Origin of the sequence: Candidatus Pantoea floridensis, assembly GCF_900215435.1 — a bacterium.
GTDB classification, from domain to species: Bacteria; Pseudomonadota; Gammaproteobacteria; order Enterobacterales; family Enterobacteriaceae; genus Pantoea; species Pantoea floridensis.
Genome location: NZ_OCMY01000001.1, coordinates 4,171,497 through 4,194,914 on the forward strand (window position 1 = coordinate 4,171,497; position 23,418 = coordinate 4,194,914).

At 55.5% G+C, this 23,418-nt stretch carries 21 protein-coding genes; 12 read left to right on the forward strand and 9 right to left on the reverse strand.

The genetic code is table 11. The features are described from left to right. Positions 1–67: 67 nt before the first annotated feature. The 7 genes from CRO19_RS19510 to CRO19_RS19540 all read right to left on the reverse strand — a co-directional run bounded on the left by CRO19_RS19510 (position 68) and on the right by CRO19_RS19540 (position 6,671). Positions 68–277, reverse strand: coding sequence for a YMGG-like glycine zipper-containing protein (locus CRO19_RS19510; RefSeq protein WP_064738688.1), 210 nt, complete (start codon positions 275–277; stop codon positions 68–70). Positions 278–480: 203 nt separating this feature from the next. Beyond that, positions 481–1,212, reverse strand: a complete 732-nt coding sequence (locus CRO19_RS19515) for a DUF1275 family protein (RefSeq protein ID WP_097097331.1) — start codon at positions 1,210–1,212, stop codon at positions 481–483. Between the two features lie 173 nt (positions 1,213–1,385). Further along, entirely contained in the window at positions 1,386–2,246 is an 861-nt protein-coding gene (locus CRO19_RS19520; RefSeq protein WP_097097332.1) for a DeoR/GlpR family DNA-binding transcription regulator, read from the reverse strand. 138 nt (positions 2,247–2,384) lie between these two features. Continuing rightward, a complete protein-coding gene (locus CRO19_RS19525; protein WP_007888383.1) occupies positions 2,385–3,332 on the reverse strand; it encodes a D-ribose ABC transporter substrate-binding protein in 948 nt (315 codons plus the stop codon). Positions 3,333–3,404: 72 nt separating this feature from the next. After that, a complete protein-coding gene (locus CRO19_RS19530; RefSeq protein ID WP_176519175.1) occupies positions 3,405–4,460 on the reverse strand; it encodes an ABC transporter permease in 1,056 nt (351 codons plus the stop codon). 22 nt (positions 4,461–4,482) lie between these two features. Then, entirely contained in the window at positions 4,483–6,021 is a 1,539-nt protein-coding gene (locus CRO19_RS19535) for a sugar ABC transporter ATP-binding protein (protein WP_097097334.1), read from the reverse strand. Continuing rightward, positions 6,018–6,671, reverse strand: coding sequence for a DUF2291 domain-containing protein (locus CRO19_RS19540; protein WP_097097335.1), 654 nt, complete (start codon positions 6,669–6,671; stop codon positions 6,018–6,020). Before CRO19_RS19540 ends, CRO19_RS19535 begins: the two co-directional genes overlap by 4 nt. 424 nt (positions 6,672–7,095) lie before the next feature. On the opposite strand from CRO19_RS19540, the gene CRO19_RS19545 reads away from it, so the two are divergent. The 6 genes from CRO19_RS19545 (at position 7,096) to CRO19_RS19570 (ending at position 13,844) form a co-directional block, all read left to right on the forward strand. Then, entirely contained in the window at positions 7,096–8,643 is a 1,548-nt protein-coding gene (locus CRO19_RS19545) for an FGGY-family carbohydrate kinase (RefSeq protein ID WP_097097336.1), read from the forward strand. 10 nt (positions 8,644–8,653) lie between these two features. Then, a complete protein-coding gene (locus CRO19_RS19550; RefSeq protein ID WP_097097337.1) occupies positions 8,654–10,180 on the forward strand; it encodes a glycerol-3-phosphate dehydrogenase in 1,527 nt (508 codons plus the stop codon). Positions 10,181–10,190: 10 nt separating this feature from the next. After that, entirely contained in the window at positions 10,191–11,129 is a 939-nt protein-coding gene (locus CRO19_RS19555) for a sugar phosphate isomerase/epimerase family protein (RefSeq protein WP_097097338.1), read from the forward strand. A 13-nt stretch (positions 11,130–11,142) separates the two neighbouring features. Continuing rightward, entirely contained in the window at positions 11,143–12,096 is a 954-nt protein-coding gene (locus CRO19_RS19560; protein WP_097097339.1) for a sugar-binding transcriptional regulator, read from the forward strand. A 163-nt stretch (positions 12,097–12,259) separates the two neighbouring features. Continuing rightward, positions 12,260–12,607 (forward strand): helix-turn-helix domain-containing protein, encoded by a 348-nt coding sequence (locus CRO19_RS19565; RefSeq protein ID WP_097097340.1) that lies wholly within the window; start codon positions 12,260–12,262, stop codon positions 12,605–12,607. Further along, positions 12,597–13,844: a type II toxin-antitoxin system HipA family toxin gene (locus CRO19_RS19570; protein ID WP_097097341.1), complete on the forward strand. Its 1,248-nt coding sequence runs from the start codon at positions 12,597–12,599 to the stop codon at positions 13,842–13,844. Before CRO19_RS19565 ends, CRO19_RS19570 begins: the two co-directional genes overlap by 11 nt. A gap of 24 nt (positions 13,845–13,868) precedes the next feature. On the opposite strand, the gene CRO19_RS19575 is transcribed toward CRO19_RS19570, so the two are convergent. Further along, entirely contained in the window at positions 13,869–14,609 is a 741-nt protein-coding gene (locus tag CRO19_RS19575; RefSeq protein ID WP_097097342.1) for a DeoR/GlpR family DNA-binding transcription regulator, read from the reverse strand. Between the two features lie 42 nt (positions 14,610–14,651). Further along, entirely contained in the window at positions 14,652–15,914 is a 1,263-nt protein-coding gene (locus tag CRO19_RS19580) for a DUF1479 domain-containing protein (protein ID WP_097097343.1), read from the reverse strand. Positions 15,915–16,305: 391 nt separating this feature from the next. On the opposite strand from CRO19_RS19580, the gene CRO19_RS19585 reads away from it, so the two are divergent. Genes CRO19_RS19585 through CRO19_RS19610 form a run of 6 tightly spaced genes read left to right on the forward strand, consistent with a single transcriptional unit; the run spans position 16,306 to position 23,418 of the window. Continuing rightward, on the forward strand, positions 16,306–17,334 hold the full coding sequence (locus tag CRO19_RS19585; protein WP_097097344.1) for a substrate-binding domain-containing protein: 1,029 nt from the start codon (positions 16,306–16,308) through the stop codon (positions 17,332–17,334). A gap of 10 nt (positions 17,335–17,344) precedes the next feature. After that, on the forward strand, positions 17,345–18,853 hold the full coding sequence (locus CRO19_RS19590; RefSeq protein ID WP_097097345.1) for a sugar ABC transporter ATP-binding protein: 1,509 nt from the start codon (positions 17,345–17,347) through the stop codon (positions 18,851–18,853). Beyond that, complete coding sequence (locus CRO19_RS19595) at positions 18,850–19,845, forward strand: ABC transporter permease (RefSeq protein ID WP_097097346.1); 996 nt, start codon at positions 18,850–18,852, stop codon at positions 19,843–19,845. The genes CRO19_RS19590 and CRO19_RS19595 overlap by 4 nt, the downstream gene beginning before the upstream one ends. A 13-nt stretch (positions 19,846–19,858) precedes the next feature. Beyond that, a complete protein-coding gene (locus CRO19_RS19600; RefSeq protein WP_097097347.1) occupies positions 19,859–20,848 on the forward strand; it encodes a sugar-binding transcriptional regulator in 990 nt (329 codons plus the stop codon). Further along, the gene (locus CRO19_RS19605; protein ID WP_097097348.1) at positions 20,841–22,595 is read left to right on the forward strand and encodes a glycerol-3-phosphate dehydrogenase/oxidase; all 1,755 of its coding nucleotides are present in this window, start codon (positions 20,841–20,843) and stop codon (positions 22,593–22,595) included. Before CRO19_RS19600 ends, CRO19_RS19605 begins: the two co-directional genes overlap by 8 nt. Next, positions 22,579–23,418: a class I fructose-bisphosphate aldolase gene (locus tag CRO19_RS19610; RefSeq protein WP_097097349.1), complete on the forward strand. Its 840-nt coding sequence runs from the start codon at positions 22,579–22,581 to the stop codon at positions 23,416–23,418. Before CRO19_RS19605 ends, CRO19_RS19610 begins: the two co-directional genes overlap by 17 nt.

The window sequence follows — 23,418 nt, forward strand, 5'->3', positions numbered from 1 at the left end:
AAAGAGTTAATTGCTGCTGGTCTGATTCGCTGCCGCTGAACGAGGCAGCGAATCAAATTGCAAACAATTAACGGCTCACTTCGTGTCCGATCAAGCCGCCAATTGCTGCACCACCCAGCGTGCCGAACGTACTACCGCCGGTTAATACCGCGCCACCTACGGCACCCACACCGGCACCGATGGCGGTATTTCTCCCGCGATGCGACATGCCGCAGGCGGTAACAGAAAACATAACCAACATAACAATAGCAATCTTACAGCTGCGTTTTAAAAGCATACAAAGCCTCACTGCCATTATTTTATGGCATGCAATAGTGTTTATTTGATTGTTGTTAAAATACCCAATCTGTTGCGACTGGCACTGCTCGTCGGCGTGAATTTAAGGGGTTTTACGCTTTTGTGAAAGGTAAAAATTCCTATTTGAGGATGGTACTAGCAAAGCGGTTAAAACGTGGTCGCTTTGCCAGCCGTTACCTCCGTTTATGCCGCCGTACGCTTCGCGCGTATTAATGTTCTGACCATCGCCAGCGTGGCCACCAGCACTAAAATGGCGCCTACCATTGCCATGGCTTTAAAACCCAGGTGTTTAAACATCATTAAACCGACAATCCCGCCGATCAGGAAAGAGAAAATCGTGGTCAGATGCGTCCACAACTGCCGCTTTTGCCCCGAAACATTTTTCGACGGATCGCGACGAAACAGTGCCGCCAGCACCGACGCCAGTGAGATCCCGGCATCCGTCAGCGTACCGGTGATATGGGTGGAACGTACCCGACCATTCGATAACTGTGTTGAGGTGGAATTATGCACGCCCATCAGAAAGCCCAGAATGACAATAACTTCCCGGTTATTAGCGGATGAAAAGAAGAACAACTCAAACAGCGATAACGCTATCAACGCCAATCCTTCAACCCACAGAATTTGGCAAAAGATAATGCGATTGCCATTCGCTAATCCGCCAATCACCACCATTCTGGCGGTAACCGCGCCGCAAACAAATGCAACGAGAATGGTGGCCAGAAAGGTGATATCGCGAAAATTAACGTTCGACACTTCACTGGATAATTGTGAGGTATTACCTGACATATGCGAGGGAAAAAAACCAAATGCGCCCAGGGCAATAGCATTGAGCACGCCGGCTGCCGTGGCTAACCACATTGCCAGATTTCTGTCCTCATCATGCGTACGCGTACGTTTAAGTTTAATCAGCATCAGATACCCCATTATTCTGAAATTTGGCCGAATAGTAAACGTAGAGCAATTTGGACATTTAATTGCCAGGAAATCCCTGAATAATTAACGCCTGGGTTAAAGAAACTAAAAAAAGCAATGAAGTCTCAATATATTTAAATAAACGTAAAGCGTTGGACGCAATAACGCGCGTCTTATGATGACACGCTGCTGGATATTTTCATCGGAGCAACGACCACATTCACGCCCAGATCCTGCATGCGACGTAAAATAGGGATCGGTGTTCCCTGATTGACTATCACCACATCAAATTCACGCAGGTGGGCAAAACGGTGCAGCGCACGCCGCTCAAATTTGGTGTTGTCCATCATCAGGATGCGTTTCTGTGCCGCATCAAACATCGCGCGTTTGGTCTCTACCGTTTCGGCCGATTGATGAAAGACGGCATCGTCGATAATCGCCGACATGCTGACGAAAAACACGTCGGCGCGCAGACTGGCAATCTCTTCGCGCGTCATGCGCCCCATAAAGGCATTGCACCAGTGGTAAAACTGGCCGCCTAACCCCATTAAGGTGATATCCCGGCCGTTGCGCAGCTCGTTCATTAACGTAAGTGAATTGGTGATCACCGTCAGCGGCGCACGCGCTGATAATAGCCGCGCCATCTGCAACACCGTGGTGGAGTCATCGAGGAAAATGGCCTGTCCCGGCTCCAGATAGGTGGCGGCGACGTCAGCAATCGCCTGCTTCTCTTCCAGCTGGCGCGTGGCGCGGTAGATATCGCTGGATTCAACCAGGCTGGTTGGCGTAGCTGAGACCACACCGCGCGATTTATGCAGCAACCCCCGCTCTACCATCTCATCAATATCACGGTGTGCGGTCATCAAACTGATCCCGAAGCGATCGGTGATATCTTCAATGCGGATTGCCCCTTCTGCCATCACGGCTTCGGCAATCAGCTGCCGACGTGCCAGCTGGCGTGCCTGGCGGCTATCGCTGGGTAAGGTTTCGGCCATGAATACGCCAAGGGAAGAGTCCTGCGGGTTGTGCGCCATATTTCATCCGGGAAAAGAAGCAAAAGCGGGTTCGGCACTCATTACAGCGTTTAAACACGGTTTTGGCAAATTGTCCTGGTGCGCCAAAATCCGCACAGGTCAGTTGTAGGGTCGCCATTTATGGCGACCCGATTTTACTTACTGCTTCAACACAAACGGCGAGGCGAAATTGCCGGCGTTCTCTTTGGTGATCAGAATGCAGTCAAACAGCTGCTTCTCAGAGGCTGCGCCCGTTTTACCGGTTTTCAGGAAGCTGTCCGCCTGCTCTACCGCTTTTTGCGCGAACTGCGCTACCGGCTGCATCACGGTATACGCCAGGGTACCGGCTTTTACCGCGTCAACCGCATCCGGCGAACCATCAAAACCGCCCACTTTAATCTGGTTCAGTTTGCCCGCCTCTTTCAGCGCCGCAATCGCGCCCAGCGCCATTTCATCGTTGCCGCTGATCACGCCTTTGATGTTGGGATTGGCCTGCAGCAGCGACTGCATCTTATTGAAGCCCTGGGTGCGATCCCAGTTAGCCACTTCCTGGCCCACTTTCTTCAGCGTGGGATATTGCGTCAGCACGGTATCAAAGCCGTTCGCGCGCGTTGCGGCGTTGTTATCGGACGGCGGGCCAACCAGCTCAACATAGTTGGCAGTATCACCCACCTGCTTCACCCACTCCATTGCGCCGACAGCCGCGCCCTGCGCGTTGTTTGAAACCAGCTGCGCTTTGGCGAGCCCGCTCTGGTTGAGCTCAGCATTGATGATAAACACGGGAATATTGGCGGCAATGGCCTTTTTCACCGACCCAACCGAGCCGTCGGCATTGGCTGGGTCAAGAATGATTGCTTTGGATTTATTGGTAATCGCCGTATCAATCAGCTGGCTTTCGGTATTCGTGTCGCCTTTGTGGGCGCTGACTTTAGCGCTATAGCCCAGCTTCTCGGCGGCTTTTTGCGCGACCTGGCCTTCCGTCAGCCAGTAAGGGTTAGAAGGATCGTTAACGATGATGGTCATTAGCCCGTTATCCGCCCAGGTTGGCGCAGCAAAGGTGGTGATGGCCATGGCCGCGGCCGCGATGAAGAGACGTTTGGTGAACATAGTAGGTGCTCCGTTATTATAGGGGTACAGGTTTTACGGATATCCGCGCGCTGCTCATACAGCACGCGCGGGTTAGCGAGCGCGCCGCCCGTATTGCAGGGTGTTAAGCAATACCGCCAACACGATCACGGCACCAGTGAACACCGTCTGCCAGTAAGCAGAGACGCCGATAATCACCAGGCCATCAGAGAGAAATCCAATCACGAACGCGCCGAGCAGCGTACCGCGCACGTTACCGCGTCCGCCGGTCAGGGCCGCGCCACCAATCACCACCGCAGCAATTGCCGTCAGCTCATAAGTGGTACCCGCCGTTGGGCCTGCCGAGGTGAGCTGTGAAGAGAGCACCAGCCCCGCCAGCGCGGCGCAGATACCCGACAACACATAAACGCTGATTTTGATGCGTTTCACCGGCACGCCAGAGAGATCGGCCGCGCGTTCGTTGCCGCCCGAAGCATAAAGCCAGCGACCAAAGGCCGAGCGGCTAAGCAGAAAACCACAGGCCAGCGCCACAACGCCAAGCACCAGCACGCCAACCGGTATGTTGAAGAGGCGATTAAAGCCGAGCCAGTCAAACCCACTGTTGCCCAGCGCTTCGCTACCCGAGAGCTTGTTGTAGGTCAGACCGTTAGTGATCAGCAGCGCAATACCGCGCGCCACATACATCGTGCCGAGGGTGGCAACGAACGCCGGTACGCGGAACCAGGCGATGAGGATACCGTTGACTAAGCCCACCAGCGCGCCGACCACCAGCGTCAAAATCGCTACCGCCCAAACCGGCAGATACAGCACCACGCCGAACGCTTCTAGATTGATCCCCTGCATCATAAAGCCGGCCATCACGCCCGCCAGACCGAGCGTTGAGCCCACCGACAAATCAATGCCACCGTTGAGGATCACCAGCAGCATGCCGATCGCCGGTAATCCGAAAATCGCCACATGCGACGCCATGGTGAGAAAATTGGCACCGGTAAAGTAGTTAGGCGACAGGAAGGAGAAGGTGGCGATAATCACCAATAGCGCGATGAATGCGCGACCTTCCAGCAGCAAACGCGCCAGATGGAGCTGTTTATCGCTGTTTTTTTTGGTGGCGATCGGCGGCGTTGCCAGCGTTTGTGTTCTGTCAGTCATCTGTTTTGCTCCGTTTTTCATGTCATGCCACCAGAGACTCGCCTGAAGCGGCCATAATGCGTTCTTTGCTCACGTTTGCGTCGAAGATGGCGGAAATGCGCCCTTTGCTCATCACCACGATCCGATGCGCAATACTCAAACACTCACCCACTTCCGACGTGGTATACACCACCGCCAGCCCCTTTTTGGCACTCTCGGCCAGCAGGCGAAACACCTCGGCTTTGGCGCCGATATCGATGCCGCGACTCGGTTCATCCAGCAAAATCACTTTGGGACGCGTGGCGAGCATTTTGCCAATCACCACTTTTTGTTGATTGCCGCCAGAGAGCGAGCCAATCGCCGCTTCGCCACCGGATGTTTTCACCGTCACGTTACGAATACTGTCGTTAACCAGCTGTTTTTCACGGCTTCTGGAGAGCATCAGGCCGCGTACAAACTCACTGATACTGGCGAGTGACAGGTTTTCGCCCACCGACATGGTTTGCACCAGGCCATCGCGCTGCCTGTCTTCCGGCACCAGCGCCAGCCCAATTTGAATGCGTTGTGAAATGGTCAGCGCAGAGACATCGGTGTCCTGCAGCAGAATGTGGCCGCTGTTTTGATGCAGTCGCCCGGCGATACACTCCAGCAGCTCGGTGCGTCCGGCGCCCATCAGGCCGTAAATACAGACGATCTCCCCGGCTTTCACCGCCAGCGACAGGTTATCCACCAGCCGAATGCCGGTTTTGCTTTTCAGCGTGAGATCGTTAACGGTTAATGCTGGCAGACCGAACTCATAGCCTGTGGGCGGCGATCCCAGATCAAAGTGATCGCCCACCATATTGCGCACGATCCATTCGAGATCGATCTCATCGCGTTTGGCGTAGGCCGTCATTACGCCGTCACGCAATACCACCGCGCGATCGGTAATCTCCAGCGCCTCTTCCAGATGATGGGAGATATAAACAATCGCCACGCCCTGACTGGTTAAATCGCGTATCACCTGAAATAACACGGCGACTTCTGCCGCGCTGAGCGCTGAGGTGGGCTCATCCATGATTAGAATCTGTGAATTTACCGATAGAGCACGAGCGATTTCGACGATCTGCTGCTGGCCGAGACGCAGGTTCTCTACCGGCGTCAGGGGATCAATCTCCTCTTCCAGCGCGGCCATCAGGTGCGCCGTGACGCGCGCCTCTTCGGCGTAATCCACGCCGCCCGGCTTCATGATTTCGCGCCCCATAAAGATGTTGTCGCGCACGTTCATATTCGGTGCGAGATTCAGTTCCTGATGGATAATTGAGATGCCGCAGTCTCGCGCTTCCGTAGCGGATCGAAATACTTTCTCCTCGCCGTTTAACAGAATTTCCCCGGTAGTTGGCGTCACTACGCCCGACAAAATTTTCATCAGCGTCGATTTACCCGCGCCGTTTTCACCAAATAGCGTGGTCACTTCGCCACGACGAATTTCGAAATTGACGCCCTTCAGCGCGTGCGTTGATCCGTAGACTTTGCTGATATTGCGCGCCTGTAGGATCACTTCACCTTTCAGCAAGGCAGGATTAACGTTGAACGGTTTCATTTCACCTCCATGCTAACCGGCGTCACCATCCAGTTCTTCGCGTTCAGCAGGCGGAATACGCCGACTACCTGCACGGTTTTGCCCGGTAGCGCATCGCGGTCCAGCTTGTCGAGTACCGCCGTTTTCATCGCGCGATTGATCGCCGAACCGGCGTTTTGGTACTCAATCTGGTTGGTAAAATCGCCGAACTGAATTTTGCCGTTGGCGTCACGCAGATCGGTGCCGGTTATCGCCGGGCCGGTTTGCAGTCGCACCTGCGTTCCTTCCGGCAATCCGGCAACCTGTAGCGGGAAGATGCCCATCTGACCCGCTTGCACCACGCCTTCCAGTTTCACCGCGAACACCGGCAGCGGCGTGCCCACGCCATATTTCTGCACCGCGTCCTGCTGATTTACCTGCAGCGCGTCCGCCAGCGTTTTGGCCTCAACCGCACGAGATTCGACGTCGTGCTGGATGGTCGGGAAGGTTTTCTGGCCGTAGCTATCCGCTGCGAACCCTTGTTCCTGCGCATCATCCGCGGAGCCGATTTTGACCACTTTATTATCCAGCGCCATCGCGGCGATGACGGCGACGACCACCAGCGCAATCGCCGCATAGCGCCTGGTACGCTTACGGGAGATCTGTTTCGCAAGTATTGAGACATCGGACATAACGTGACCTCTCACGGTTATCAGCTGCGATAATCGCGCCGATAATGTTATAAGTGTGATAACTTGTGTGATGAGAATTGAGCTGATGTGACTAAATTGTCAACAGGTACGCCGCAATTTTTTCAGGAGAGCGATCTGGATCGCTTAATTGATGTCGGACGCGTCACAAACCGCATTAACAACGCAATACAAGCATTTATCCCAAGGTTGCTCATCGCTTTGCCAGCGGTTTTAGCATCATTTTCGTGATCGACTTCGCTATCCCTACTGAAATTTATTTGTTTTAAAGAAAAATAATACAGAAGATATGTTATCTCAGTGAGAAGTGGTGTAAGACATTATTTAGCAAAATCATCACAGGCTGTTAACACAGCGGGCGACTGTAATGCGTCGGGTGATCACTCTTCTTCTCTCGGAGGTGTACGTGGATAGTGGCGATATCATTCTGGGTCTGGATTCCGGCACCTCGGTGGTTAAAGCGGTGGCATTTGATCTGGAAGGCACGCAGCTGGCATGCGCATCAGTGCGTAACAGTTATTACCGCAGTGAAGGCGGCGCGGCGCAGCAATCGATGACGCAAACCTGGCAAGATGCGGTGACGGCGATACGTAAATTAGGCGAGCGCGTCGACAATCTGGCCGCGCGCGTAGTGGCAGTGGCCGTCACTGCCCAGGGAGACGGTAGCTGGCTGGTGGGGGCGAATAATCAGCCGGTCGGCGATGCGTGGATCTGGCTGGATGCCCGTGCGGCTCCCACAGTAGAAAAACTCAATCAGCATCCCTTAGCGGCTCAGCGCTTCAACGCCACGGGCACCGGACTCAACACCTGCCAGCAGGGCGCGCAGCTCGCGCACATGGACCAGTTCTATCCCGAACTGCTGGCGCAAAGCGAAGTCGCGCTGCACTGCAAAGATTGGCTCTACCTGAACCTCACCGGCATACGCGCCACCGACCCCTCAGAAGCGAGTTTTACCTTCGGCAACTTCCGCCATCAGCGCTACGACGATCGGGTCATTGCCGCACTGGGCCTTGAGCATCGTCGCCATCTGCTGCCCGAGATCATTGAGGGTACGCAAACGACTCATCCTCTCACCGCCGACGCCGCGCAGGCTACCGGTTTGCGCGCTGGCACGCCTATCTGCCTCGGCTATGTCGATATGGCGATGACCGCGCTGGGTGCTGGCGTGCATACCGGAGAAGCTAATACCGCCTGCTCGATTGTTGGCTCAACCGGCGTGCACCTGCGCAGCGTGACCATTGATGAGGTGTGGCTGAATCCGGCGCAAACCGGTTACGTTATTCCGCTGCCGTGGCCGGGCTATGTCACGCAGGTGCAAACCAATATGGCATCCACGCTCAATCTCGACTGGCTGTTAAACCTCGCCAATGACCTGCTCAGCAGCTTTGGTTGTGAAATCGATCATGCCCGTTTGGTCGGCCATATCGATCGCTGGCTCAACGACGCGAAGCCCGGCACCCTGCTCTATCACCCTTACATCTCCATCGCCGGTGAACGCGGGCCGTTTGTCAATGCCGAGGCGCGCGCCAGCTTTACCGGCCTGAGCTACACCCACAATTTTGGCGATTTGGTGCGTGCGGTGATCGAAGGCATCGGCATGGCGGCGCGCGATTGCTATCTGGCGATGGGCAGCCTGCCGGGCGAAATTCGTTTAACCGGCGGGGCCGTGCGCTCGCAGCCGTTACGCCAGATTCTCTCAGCCTGCCTTGGTGCGCCAGTGCGTATCAGCCAGCGCGATGAAGCCGGTGCGGCCGGTGCCGCGATGATGGCGGCGGTCGCGATTGGTGCTTATCCATCAATGGAGAGCTGCGTTAAAACCTGGGTCATGCCGCTGCTGGATGCACCCGAAGCGCCATCTACCGATCTGATGCAGCGCTATCACCCGCTTTTCGCCACCTATCAACAGATGCGTAACGATCTTCCTGCCGCCTGGCATGCGCTTAAACAGTTTTAAGGAGTAAATCATGAGTGAACACATGCTGGATCTGTTTGTGATTGGCGGCGGCATTAACGGCGCAGGCATTGCGCGCGACGCCGCCGGGCGCGGGTTATCGGTGATGATGTGTGAAAAAGATGACCTCGCCCAGGGCACGTCATCGCGCTCCGGCAAGCTGGTGCACGGCGGTTTGCGCTATCTGGAATATTATGAGTTTCGTCTGGTGCGTGAAGCGCTTATCGAGCGTGAAGTGTTGCTTAACGCGGCACCGCACATTATCTGGCCGATGCGTTTTGTTCTGCCCCACAGCCCGAGCGATCGCCCGGCGTGGCTGGTGCGATTGGGGCTGTTTCTCTATGACCACCTTGGGGGCCGCAAAAAATTACCGGGCACCCGTTCACTGGATTTAAGCCGCGATCCTGAGGGCGCGGCGCTGCTGGATAGCTATCACAAAGGATTCGAATACTCCGATTGCTGGGTCGATGACGCGCGACTGGTGACGCTGAATGCGCTGGATGCCGCCGAACGGGGAGCCACCATTCTGCCGCGCACCCGCTGCGTGGCAGCCACGCGCCATAGCGGCAAATGGGAAATCACCTTGCAGGATGCCAGCGGTGCGTCACGCACTGTGTTTGCCAAAGTGCTGGTAAATGCGGCAGGCCCGTGGGTGCTGGATATCGTCAATCAGGTGACGCACACCAAAAGCAATCGCAACGTGCGCCTGGTAAAAGGCTCGCACATTATTGTGCCGAAATTCTGGGAAGGTCAGCAGGCTTATCTGGTGCAAAACACGGATAAGCGCGTGATCTTTATTAACCCGTATGAAGGCGATAACGCGCTGATCGGCACCACCGATATTGCGTGGGAAGGCAAAGCGGAAGCGGTCACGGTCGATGATAGCGAGCAGCAATACTTGATCGATGTGGTTAATCGCTATTTTAAGGTGAAACTGCGCGCCAACGACGTGATAACGCGCTTTTCCGGCGTGCGTCCGCTGTTTGATGACGGCAAAGGCAATCCCTCTGCCGTCACGCGAGACTATGTTTTCGACCTCGACGATCGGCAAAACGCCCCGCTGCTGCACGTATTTGGCGGTAAAATCACCACCTTCCGTAAGCTCGCTGAGCACGCCATGCAAAAACTGGCGCCCTACTTCCCGAACATGGGTGCCGACTGGACGCGCGCCGCCACCTTACCGGGCGGCGATATGCCGCACGCCGATTTCGAGACGTTTTTAGAGCAGGTTAAATCACGCTGGCCGTGGCTGCCTCAGCCGCTGCGGAAACACTACGCGCGTCTGTACGGCACACGTATGGACAAGCTTATCGATCACGCCAATGCGTTGGGCGATCTGGGACGTCATTTCGGTGGGCAGCTGTATGAAGCTGAGGTGCGCTATCTGGTGGAATACGAATGGGCGCAGCAGGCAGAGGATGTGCTCTGGCGCCGCACCAAGCATAAGCTGCATCTCGATGAGGCGCAGCAGCAGGCTTTCACGCAGTGGTTCAACGCCACCTATGCTGCCCCCGCACCGCTGCGTGCGCACGCCGGATAAGAGGTGAACCATGCCGTTAACGCTGTCACTCAATACCAACCCGCTGGTGAACCGCTTTGCCGATCCCCAGGATTTGATTCACACCGTGGCGCAGCAGATTCGCATTCGTGACGTGCAGCTGACCCACGAATTTATCAATCCCAGCTGGCCCGCTGCCACCATAAACCGCATGACGCGGCGCATGCAGCAGGCGCTGGGCGCAACGGGCGTGCGCATCACGTCGGGTATGACCGGACCTTATGGCCGCCTCAACCATTTTGGCCATCCTGACGTTGCGGTACGCCGTTACTACGTAGACTGGTTCAAAACCTTTGCCGACATTACCGCGGAACTGGGCGGTGCTGCAGTGGGTTCGCAGTTTGCCATTTTTACCCAGCAAGATTTCAACGATACGACGCGCCGCGCCGCGTTAATCGACATTGCCATTGATTGCTGGGCTGAGGTGGCCGAACACGCAAAATCCGCCGGGTTAACATACCTGTTCTGGGAACCGATGAGCGTGGGCCGCGAATTCGGTGAAACCATCCCGGCCTGTTTAGCCCTGCAGCAGCGGCTGAGCCAGGCAGCAATGGCCGTACCGATGTGGATGATGGCAGATATCGATCACGGTGATGTTACCTCTGCCGATCCGCGCGACTTCGATCCTTACGCGTGGGCGGAAGCGGTGCCGCGCTACTCGCCGATTATCCACATCAAGCAGAGCATGCTGGATAAAGGCGGCCACAGACCGTTTACATTGCAGTACAATGCCGGCGGCCGCATTCAGCCCCAGCCACTGCTGGACGCGCTGGCGCGTGGGGGAGCGCAGGATAATGAGATCTGTCTGGAGCTGAGCTTTAAAGAACGCGAGCCGACAGATAGCAACGTGGTCAATGAGATTGCCGAGAGCGTCGCCTTCTGGGCCGGGCATATCGATACCGGCGTGCAGGATCTGCATTTGTCTAACTAACAGGACGTAAACCATGAAACCGGCTCCAACCTCTACTGAACGCGACGAATCTCTGGCGCTGCGCGCCGCCTGGCTGCACTACGTTGGCGGCTTGACGCAGGCCGAAGTCGCGAAACGGCTTGGGCTGCCGTCGGTTAAAACGCACCGTATGATTGCGCGCGTGGTGGCGGAAGGCGCGGTAAAGGTATCCATTGATGGCGATATCGTGGCCTGCGTGGCGTTAGAAGATCGACTGCGCGCAAAGTTCGGCTTGAACTTTTGCCAGGTCGCGCCCGATCTCGGTGAAGAGGGATTGCCGGTGCGCGCATTGGGTATGGCGGGCGCGGACTATCTGCGCAATCTCCTGGCTTCATCGCCCTCCACCACGCTAGGCCTTGGGCATGGTCGCACCCTTTCCGCTGCCATCCACCAGCTGCCACGCATCGATGCGCCGCACATGCGTTTTGTCTCGCTGCTTGGCTGTTTGACGCGCAACTACGCGCTGAATCCGCACGATGTTATGCATCGCATCGCGGAGAAAACCGGTGCACAAGCCTACATGATGCCGGTACCGTTTTTTGCTAATACCCAGGAAGATCGTGACGTCCTGCTGGCGCAGCGTGGCGTGAGTGAGGTGTTTGCCATGGCGGCGCAGAGCGAAATTAAACTGGTGGGGATTGGCACGGTGGAACCGGCGGCGCAGCTGGTTGAGGCCGGTATGATTGATGAAGCAGAGATCAACGACATCTCCTCATCGGGCGCGGTCGGTGAATTACTCGGGCATTTCTTTGACGCTAACGGGCAGATGATTAACACCAATCTGACGTCGCGCACCTTGTCGGTGGAACTGGATCTGGCGCATCGCGCAGAGATTGTGGCGCTGGCAGGCGGCGTCAGCAAAGTTGAAGCGATCCGCGCGGTGCTCGCCAGCGGGCTGGTAACCGGTTTGATTACCGATGAAGTAACGGCGCAGGCGCTGGTATCGTAATTTCAACCTCAATGTTCTCTGTACAGTACATATAAGGCCTATATGTGCTGTATAGAGAACACCCACCTTCATTTTCCCAAGATGGATTAGAATTTCTCCTCGGTTTATAGTGTTCTATATGTAGTACATATAACGGCTATTTGTATTGTGTATGGAGCAAATCATGACTTTTGTTGGATCCCCCCCCTCTCGATATGCTCAGGAAGCCATTACGTTATTGGCTTCTCTGATTCGTGCTGAACGTATTGAGAAACAGATCCCCGCCGCAGAATTGGCAGAAAGAGCCGGAATTTCTCGGGGAACGTTATATCGCGTTGAGCAAGGCGATGTTAAATGCCAGATTGGCACCTATTTTGAGATTGCGGCCATTTTGGGTATTCCTCTTTTTGATACAGAGGTGAGTTTGCCATCATTGGTCAGTCATCGTAATCGTGTGGAGGAAAAGCTAAAGCTATTACCAAAACACACCAGTAAAATAAAGAGCACCAGGAAGGTGAAAGATGACTTCTGAACAGCATGTTAGAGAAGCTTACGTATGGATATGGTTGCCGGGTGAAACTCACCCGGTGGTAGCGGGAAGACTGGAAACTGAGGGAGACACTCTCTTTTTCAACTATGGTCGCAGTTACCTACAACGAGAAAATCGTATTCCGCTTAATCCGAACGAACTTCCTTTGCGTACGGGTATTATTCCTCCTTTGAATGGCCTGAAAATTGCGGGTTGTATTCGAGATAGCGCGCCTGATGCTTGGGGCCGTCGTGTCATCATTAACCGTCGTATGGGACGAAAAGGTGCCAATGTTGATACCGGAATGCTTGATGAACTGACCTACCTGATGGAGTCCGGTTCAGATCGCATTGGTGCTTTGGATTTCCAACATTCCGCAACGGACTATATTCCCAGAGCCGCTGAAAATGTGAGTCTTCCTGAATTACTCGAGTCAGCCGATCGGGTTGAAAAAGGTGTGCCGTTGACAGCAGAACTGGATCAAGCGTTGTTTCATGGCACATCGATTGGCGGCGCACGTCCAAAAGCGTTAATCGAATTTGATGGAAAAAAATATATCGCTAAATTTTCAGCCAGTGCCGATATATGGAATGTGGTAAAGGGCGAATTTCTTGCAATGCGGCTTGCATATTTCGCAGGCTTAAATGTCGCACCCGTGCAGCTTGTTAAGGCTGGAGGGCGCGATGTGATCATGATTGAGCGCTTTGACCGTGAATACCAATCCAATGGATGGACACGCAAAGTTATGCTCTCCGCTCTGACTTTGTTTGAACTCGACGATATGCTCGCACGCTATGCCAGTTATGAGACGTTAGCTGAAATAATTCGTCAGCGCTTCGCATCACCCAATCAGACATTGTTGGAACTGTATAAGCGGCTCTGTTTCAATATTCTTTGCGGCAATACCGATGATCATGCGCGAAATCACGCCGCATTTTGGGATGGTAATACCTTTAGTCTGACGCCAGCTTATGACATTTGCCCGCAGGGGCGAGCGGGTAATGAAGCTTCTCAGGCTATGCTCATCAGCGGCAATAATAATTTAAGCCGCATGACCAGTTGTCTGAACGCGGCCCATCATTTTGCGTTGAGTCGCACTGATGCGCATGAGCAGTTCATGATGATGAAAACGTCGATCGAAAGCCACTGGCGCAACGTATGTGATGAAGCAGAACTGAACCAGGTTGACCGCGCAAGTCTATGGGGCAGGCAATTTATCAATCCATTTTCACTTGAATGACACACGCAGTGATGGGTTCGTCAGTTAAACCAAATTTAGCGCTACACCCTGCGCACGCAGCGTCTTTTGATAGGCGGTATCCAGTCCGTCATCGGTGATAAGCGTTTGAAACGGCTGTGTGGGGGCCAGCGCAAACGAATGAATCTGGCCAAACTTCGATGAATCGGTCAGCGCGATGGTGTGGGTGGGTTTTTCCATAATGGCATTCACCACGTCACAGCGCAGCATGTCGCGACTGGTAAAACCGGTCACCGCATCCCAGCCATCAATGCCGATAAAGGCTTTATGAAAATTAAGATGCTGAATGCATAAGCGCGTCAGCGGCCCCACCACCGATTCGCTGCTTTTTTGAAAAAGACCGCCGAGGATAATCACATCGCCGCCCTTTTCGCGCAGCAATCCGGCGATGTAATGACTCACGGTAATGATTGTGATATCGCTGCGATCGCTCAGTTCGCGTGCCAGCAACGCATTGGTGCTACCCCCTTCGATAAACACCGTTTCCCCGCTGTTCACCAACGACGCCGCATATTCCGCCAGCCGTTTTTTCACGGCAAAGCGGGTTTGCATGCGCGCACCAATGTCATCGCTCTCTGGCGCCACGGCAGAGCCGTGCACGCGGCGCAAAAAGCCGCCTTTCTCCAATAGATTGAGATCCTGACGCACGGTCACTTCCGAAACGCCGGTGGTTTGCGCCAGTTCAGTTACGCTGACGCTACCGCGCTCGCTAACCAATTGAATAATTTGCTGATGACGTGCGTTCATAACACCCGCTGCCGAAAGATTTTTGCCAAGCTTACCAGAAATTCAGTCCAATCCCAGACTGCGGCGACCGTTGGCATTCAGCGCCTCAGGCGTGAAACGGTTGCGCCAGTGTGTTTCGTAATCTTCTGGCGGGAAATCGCCCGGCGACGCACCGCTGGCCAGCGCCTGCGCGACTTTGCTGGCATAAGCCGCATTTTTCTCACACAGCGGCGCGGCAGGAATGTACATCACATTGCCCCAACCTTGCTGGTTTTCAACCGGAGCAACCGAATGGATCACATCACAGTGCCACCACACCGAATCGCCCGCCTGCAGCGCCGGAATCGAACATAAACCCTCAATCAGCTCGGGATGCCACTGCGCAGATACCGGCAGCACCTTGCCCGGCGCGACGCCGCACAGCTCATCTTCTGGTACATCATTCAGCAGCGGACGCAACAGCAAATAGGCCATTGCTTCCGGCACCGGCACCACATGCAGCAAACCTTGCCCAAGTTGCATATCCGATAGCGCCGTCCAGCCCTGGAAGGTACGGAATGCCGAGCACTTGGTGGTGGTGCCAGATTGATATTCATTCACTTCCGTGCGGTGCGCCGCATCCCACGGATCGTATTGATCAAACTGGTTGGTGAAGATTTTACTGAACACCTGCTGATAAGCCGGCAGCAACCACCGCTCCAGCGCGCCGGAATCGGTATGCGCGCCGAGCCCTTTTGAGGTGGTGCCCGGTAAACGGCGGCGAATGCGGTCGGGATAGATAATGCTGACGTCCGGCTCAAACCAGCGCATACCGCGCGACTCAAACTTCCATAGGCGATTGAGGAAGGACTGCGTCTGCGCCATGGCTTCACTTTGGCGCGCTGACATTTGCGCATCGCTCCAGTAAATCGGATAGATTTCCGGGCGTGAGGCCTCAAGATTTCCGAAGAAGTTATCGCCTGGCCCTGTGTAGACATTATCGAAATCATTGTCATCGAGGTACTTGAGCATTGATTCATCCCACGCCAATGCCTGATCGCGCGCGAAAGTTTGTTTCACCACCACGCAGCCGCGACGACGAATATGATCCTTCACTGCCTCGCTGACGCGTCCGGCAGCGATGTCCTGCTGAGTGACTTGCGGCCATGCCGATCCGTTTTGGGCTTCTTCGGCGCGGGCGGCGGCAATTTCGTTAACGATTTTGCTTCTGACTTGTTCAAACAGCCCTTCGACATCGCCAATCTGCTCTCTCAGCGCTTTTTTCATCAGGCGGACGTTCTGTTTGAAATCATCAGGTTGCTGTAAAGACGTGAAGGTTGTGTTCATGAGGTGCTCCGATTTGATTGCCTAAAATCTTCATTCGAAATAAATTACACTTCATTCATAACCAATAAAGAACAATTAACAATCACGCAACCTTATAATTGGGATCTTTATCACGCATAAAGCTGATGACAGGTTTCATATGAAAGCATGGGCACACCAACGACGATCAACGCCGCTTGCACCCAGCCTAAGAGTGCAATTAGTGAACGCACTCACAACTACGAAACAATTCGTTAACCATAAATTGATCTTTTTCGCGCCAGCTTTTATACCTTGTGAAAATTATTTCATGCATAAGAAATAATTTTCACGATTAACGCCGGCTCGTTTTTCCGCGTTTTGTTGTCACGGCTGAGCCATACACATTCAGCGTCAGTTCCGGGGAAAAAACATGAAAAAAATCACCGCACTTCTCGCGAGTTTATTGCTGGCGGGCAGTTTCACCAGCACCGTAAGCGCCGCCGATGACGCGCCGCAATTTCGCTGTAAGCCCGGCGAAACCTATTATATGAACGTGATGGTAACCGGCGTGGAATACTGGTTCCCGGTCTATGAAATGTTCAAACAGGCGGCGCACCAGCTGGGCTGCAAAACCGTTTACGGCGGCACGCCAGCCTATGATGTTAACCAACAGCTCTCCAGCTTTGAGCAAATCCTGGCGCAAAAACCCGCCGGTATCTTTCTTCATCCGATGAATCCCGATCCGTTTATTGAACCGATTAATCGCGCCGCTGAAATGGGCATTCCGGTAGTGACCTTCGCCGCCGATTCTCCCAACAGCAAACGCGTCGCTTACATCACCTCGGACAACTTCCGTGAAGGCAAAGCCGCTGCCGATGAGCTTGGCAAAGCGATGGGTAAAGGCGCAGAGTTTGCCGTACTGGAAAACCCGGGGCAGGATAATCACGATCGTCGCGTCACCGCTTTTATCAACGAAATGAAAGCCGCCTTCCCGGATAGCAAACTGGTGGCGCGCGCCGCCACCAATCAGGATCCTTCAAAGGCGTATAACGCCGTGCTCTCAATGCTGCAGGCCAACCCTAACCTCAAAGGCATCTTCATGCCGGAAGCCAGCTCGGCGATCGGTGCCGCGCAGGCGGTGGCGGAAAATGGCGGCAAAGTAAAAGTGATGACCGTCGATGTTAACGCCAAGGTGCTGGATATGATTAAAAGCGGCCAGGTGTTTGGCGCCATCAATCCGAATCAGGGCATCCAGGGTTATATGGGCTTTATGACCTTATTCCTCGCCGCTCATCCGGAACTGATCGATCCCATGAACGATGCCAAACGCAACGGCACCAATCCTTTCGCCTTCCCCATCCTCGATAACGGCTATGCGGTGGTGACAAAAGACAATGCCGACGATTTCCGCTGGGATGCCTATCTGAAACGCCGTGGTACCAAAGGCATCAACGAGTAAGGTGACAATCATGACGGCACTTCTTGAATTGCGAGGCATCAGTAAAAGCTTTGGCGCGGTGCGGGCGTTACAGGGCGTAGATCTCACTCTGCGCGCCGGTGAAATCCATGCGCTGGCAGGCGAAAACGGCGCAGGCAAATCGACGTTGATGAATATTATCGATGGCATTCTGCGCCCGGATAGCGGTGAGGTGTTACTTGATGGCAAGCCTATCACCCTGCGCTCGCCGCGCGAGGCACAGCAGCTCGGTATAGGTTTAGTGCATCAGGAAATTGCGCTGTGCCCGGATATCAGCGTGTATGAAAACATCTGGATGGCGCACGCCGCCAGCCAGCGTGGCGTGCTGATGCCACATAAAGCGCTGCGTGAGAAAGCACAGACGGTGATGAACCGCTTGGCGCCGATCGCCGTGACCCGCAAGGTGGGCGAACTCTCACTGTCTCAGCAGCAGCTGGTGGAGATTGCCAAGGCGCTGACGCTGGATTGTCGCCTGCTGATTCTGGATGAACCGACTGCCGCACTGACCGAACCGGAAGCCCAGACGCTGTTTGCCATTGTGCGTCAGCTACAGGCGCAAGGGATTGCGGTGGTGTATATCAGCCATCGTATGGCGGAAATTTTTGCGCTGTGTCAGCACATCACTATTTTGCGTGATGGCCGCACCGTGCACAGCGCGCCGCTGCGCAGCATGACGCCCGATGAAGTGATTACGCGCCTGGTAGGACGTGAGCTTTCACAGCTTTACCCCAATAAACGCCCGGTTAGCGCCGTGTCGCCGCTGTTGCAGGTGCGCGATCTCGGTGATGGCAAACACTTCCACGCTATTCATTTTGATCTGCGACCCGGTGAAATCCTCGGTATCGGCGGTTTAATGGGCGCGGGACGCAGTGAAATCGCGCAAGGGATTTGCGGTTTATTGCCGATTAAACGCGGCGCGATCCGCATTAAAGGCGAGGCGGTGACGCTGCGCAATTACGCGGCCAGCATTGCACAGCGCATGGTTTATTTATCTGAGGATCGCAAAGACGCCGGGTTGTTTCTCTCGATGCCAATCGACTGGAATATTTCGGCACTGGATCTCCACGCCGTGAGTCATCATCGCCTGCTGCTGAGCCCGGGCCGCGAGCGCCAGCAAGCAGAAGCGCTGGCACAGCAGGTGAAACTGAAGCATGGCAAATTGAGCGATCCGGTGTCATCGCTGTCGGGCGGCAATCAGCAAAAAGTCGCGCTAGCCCGCGTGCTGTCGGTACAGCCGGAAATTGTCTTTCTTGACGAACCCACGCGCGGCGTGGACGTCAGCGCCAAGGCGGAAATCTACAGCATTCTCGCCAAACTGGCGGCAAACGGCGTGGGTTTAGTGGTGATTTCGTCGGAGTTGCCCGAGTTAATTGGCCTGTGCGATCGCATCATTGTGATTCATGAAGGGCGTATTAGCGGTGAAGTCACCGGTGATGCCATGACAGAAGAAAATCTGATGCGGCTCGCCGCCGGCATCAATCCTGAAGCGGAGGCCGTATGACCATGAATACCACCCTGCCCACCTTGCAAAAATCGCGCTGGTCGCTGTTCGGCGGCATACACAAGCAGCGCGAAGTGGGGCTGATCGTGATCATCGCGCTGATCTTCGTGGTGATGAGCTTTACCTCGCCCTACTTCCTCACCTGGGCCAACATGAAGGCGATGCTGCTGTCGTTTTCGATTGAAGGCATCGTGGTGATCGGCATGACCATTTTACTGATTGTCGGCGGTATCGATCTTTCAGTTGGCGCGGTGGTTTGTCTTTCCATGGTGGTGGCCGGGCAGCTGTTCCTGAGCGGCATGGATCCCTGGCTGGCGAGTTTGGCAGGCATTGGCGCGGCGGCGTTGGTGGGCTTACTCATGGGACTTACGGTAACCAAAATCGGCCTCAGCCATTTTATCGCCTCGCTGGCAGCGATGGTGATTGTGCGCGGCCTGTGCATGATCGTCACCCAGGGCACACCGCTGTCGCTGTTTACTCTGCCGGTGAATTTCAAGTTTATCGGCCAGGGCGCTATCTGGGGCATTCCCTTTGTCATCGTGCTGTTTTTTGTCCTGGTGGCGCTGTTCGACGTGCTGCTGCGTAAAGCAACCCTGTTCCGCAAAGTGTTTTATACCGGCAGCAACGAACGTGCCGCCGCCTACTCCGGCATTAACATCAATCGCATCAAACTGTGGGTCACGGTGCTGACCTCAACGCTGGCTGGGCTGGCGGGCATTATCTACATGGCGCGTCTCGGCTCTGCTACCCCGACGTTTGGCGTGGGTATGGAGCTGAATGTGATTGCGGCGGCGGTGATTGGCGGTGCGAGTCTGAAAGGCGGCACCGGTTCGATTCTTGGCGCGGTGCTCGGTGTGGCGCTGTTGTCGATTGTTACCAGCTCGCTGATTTTGATTAACGTCTCCGTTTACTGGCAGGAGTTGATTAAAGGCTTGATCCTGCTGGCCGCGGTGTCTATTGACCATTTGCTGAATAAATACCGAGCTGCATAAGGAATTATCGCCCATGGAATTCACTAGCGAACATCCCGCGTTTCACAGCGCACGTCAGATTTACCAGGTACTGGTGATGTATTACCTCGACGGCAAAAAGCAGTCGGATATTGCGGTTGAGACTGGCCTGTCTGTGGCTAGCGTCAATCGGCTGATTCGCCAGGGTAAAGAGAGCGGCATGGTGGAGATCACCATCAAATCGCCGTGGCTGTCAGCGCACCAGCTGGAGAGCGATCTGGCCGCTCTCGGCCAGCTGCAACAGGTGGTGGTCGCACCGAATGTGGCGCGCAGCGAGGATCAAAGTCTGCAAATGGTTGGCGCTGCGGCGGCAGAATATCTGCTCTCGCGCCTCAAAGATGGCGATGTGATTGCTATTACCGGCGGGAAAGGCGTTAGCGCGTTGGTTGATGCCTTACAGCCCACGCGTAAATACGATGTGCAGGTGGTGCCCGCCCTGGGCTGCGTACAAGGCAAGCATTACACCGATGTTAATCACGTGGCATCGGAAATGGCGGCGCGCCTCGGCGGACACGCCTGGCAGATCCATGCCCCGCTGTTTACCGATTCCGCCGAAGAACGCGACATGCTGATGGGCATCAGCGCCGTCGAGAATGTGCTGGATAAAGCACGCAACGCCACGTTGGCCGTGGTTGGCCTTGGATCGATTCATAGCGACAGCTCCAGCTACTATGACCTCAACCTGGCGGCGCGTCATGCCTCGGCGAGTATTGAAACCAGCGGCGCGCGCAGTGAACTGTTAGCCTGGCTGCTGGATGCTCGCGGTCAGCCTGCGCCGTTTGACGCCAACCGTCGGCTGGTCGCGCTTACCTTGCCCGAGCTGCAGCGTATTCCATTCTCAATGGCGGTAGTCGCCGGACGGGACAAAGTGGATCCCATCCGCTGCGCGCTGCATGGTCAGTGGCTGAAAAGCATGGTCACGGATGAATCCACTGCGGCAGGCGTACTGGAACTGGACCTGAGTCGAGGAGTCACTCATGGATAATATTCAAACGCGCGAGCAGCGCCTGAACCTCTTACGCCAGCGCTCGTCCACCCCGGTGTTGATCGTCGGCGGTGGCATCAACGGCATCAGCACCTTTCGTGAACTGGCCTTGCAAGGTATTCCGGCGATTCTGGTGGAGAAAGGCGACTGGTGCCAGGCCGCCAGCGGCGCGCTCTCACGCATGATCCACGGTGGATTGCGATATCTGGAAACCGGTGAGTTCACGTTAGTGAAAGAGTCGGTCACCGAGCGCGATCGCCTGTTAAAAAATGCCTCGCATTATGTATTCCCCTTACGTACGACGGTGCCAATCGACAATCTCGCTGGCGGGCTGGTCAATGCGACGCGGCGCTTTCTACGCCTGAGCGATAAGCCCACGCGGCGCGGCGCGCTGCTGATTAAAACAGGCCTCAGCCTCTACGATATCTACACCCGCCAGTATGGCTCAATGCCGAAGCATCAGGTGCGCAGTGAAGCGGCCACGCGCGATCGCTGGCCGGGATTTGCGCCCTGGGTGAAGTACAGCGCCAGCTACTATGATGCGTGGATCAGCGCGCCGGAACGGCTGGGGTTTGAACTTATAGACGACGCGCAACAGGCGTGTCCGGAAGCGCTGGCGCTCAACTATCTGCAGCTGGTGAGCGCCGAGGGCGAAACCGTTATTCTGCAGGATGCGTTAAGTGGCGAGCGCTTTAGCCTGCAACCGCACGTGCTGGTGAATGCCGGGGGGGCGTGGATCGACCAGCTCAACCAGCGCATCTCTTCTCGCGACGACCTGCCAAAAATGATTGGCGGTACCAAAGGATCGCATCTGATCCTCGATCATCCCGAACTGCTGCATATGCTGGATGGCGAAATGGTCTACTTCGAAAATCAGGAAGGCCGCGTCTGCATCATGTTCCCGTGGTTCGGCAAGGTGCTGGTGGGTTCCACCGATATTCGCGTTGACGATCCCGATGCGGTGGTGTGCGAAGCGGATGAAAAAGTGTATATCCTGGAATCCCTGCGCTTCGTCTTTCCCCACATCGACGTGCCCGATGCCGCTATCGTCTATACCTTCTGCGGCGTGCGTCCGCTGCCGGCCAGCGATGCCAAACTCAACGGCCAGATTTCACGTAACCACTCATTGGTGATGCTGCCACCCGATGCCAATCGGGCGTGGAGCACACTGTGTTTAGTCGGCGGCAAATGGACCACATTTCGTCAGTTTGGTGAAGAGGCAGCCGATCGCGTGCTGCGCCTGCTCGGCGAAAAACGCCATCTTTCCAGCGGCGATGTGCCGATTGGCGGCGGACGCGATTTCCCTCCGCCTTCAGGGCAAACCGCGTGGCTGGCGCAGCTGGCGCAGCGTTATGCTGCGCCGCTGCCGCGCGTAATGCAGCTGGCAAAACGTTACGGCAGCCGCGCCGTGCCGCTGCTGGCGCTGATTCAGCAGCAAGGCGAACACCCGCTGCAGCATCACGCGGCGTACAGCGATATCGAACTGCGCTATCTGATTGAGCATGAACAGGTGTGCCAGCTGGAAGATCTGCTGGTGCGCCGCACCTCACTGGCGATCTGCGGTGAACTGACCGCGCCGCTGGTGCAGGAGATTGCCCAGATCATGGCGACCACGCTGGGCTGGAGCGACACCGAACGCGCGCAGCAGCTGCAACGTGGCTGTGACAATCTGGCGCGTTTACACGGCCTCACCGGTCTTTATCCCACGGTTTTTCAGGAGGAAACACGACATGTTAGTAACCAATAAAGTGCGCATGCATCGCCTGTTCCAGCACGGTAAATGTCTGGATGTGGCGATCGATCACGGCATCGCCAACGAGCCGGATTTTCTCATTGGGCTGGAGAACATCGCAGCGGTAATGGATAACCTGATTACCGCGCAGCCGGATGCGATTCAGGTGAATTACGGTCAGGCCGATCTGCTACAGCGCGTCGCCGGGCGCAAACCGGCGCTGGTAATGCGCACCGATGTCGGCAACGCCTACAACGCCGCGCGCCATCGTGAAATGTGGGCGGTGCTGCACAATCCCGATGAACCGATTCTCGCCGCGCTGCAGCTGGACGCCGCTGCGGTGGTGGTGAATCTCTATCTGATCCCCGATGAGCCGGGCATTTTCCGCATGTGTGTCGAGAATATTGGTCGTCTGCGCCAGGCGTGCGATCGCTATGGCATGCCGCTGATGATTGAACCGCTGGTGATGGCGCCCGCCGGGCAAGGCGCGGCGTATGGATCCCTTGGCGATGTGGAGAAGATTGTGCCGCTGGTGCGGCTGGCGCGTGAGTTAGGTGCAGATATCATCAAAGCCGATCCCACCGAGCACGTGGAAGATTTTCATCGCGTGGTCGAAGCGGCGCGCTGCCCCACGCTGGTACGCGGTGGCGGCAAAGGCGAGCTGGCGGGCGTGCTGGCAAAAAGCGCCGCGCTAATGGCGCAGGGGGCTAGCGGCATGGTGTATGGCCGCAACGTTTACCAGCACGATAATCCGTCGCGCGTGGTGAAAGCGCTGATGGCGATCATTCATCAGGGCGCCAGCGGCCCCGACGCATTGGAAATTTATCAGCAGGGTTAA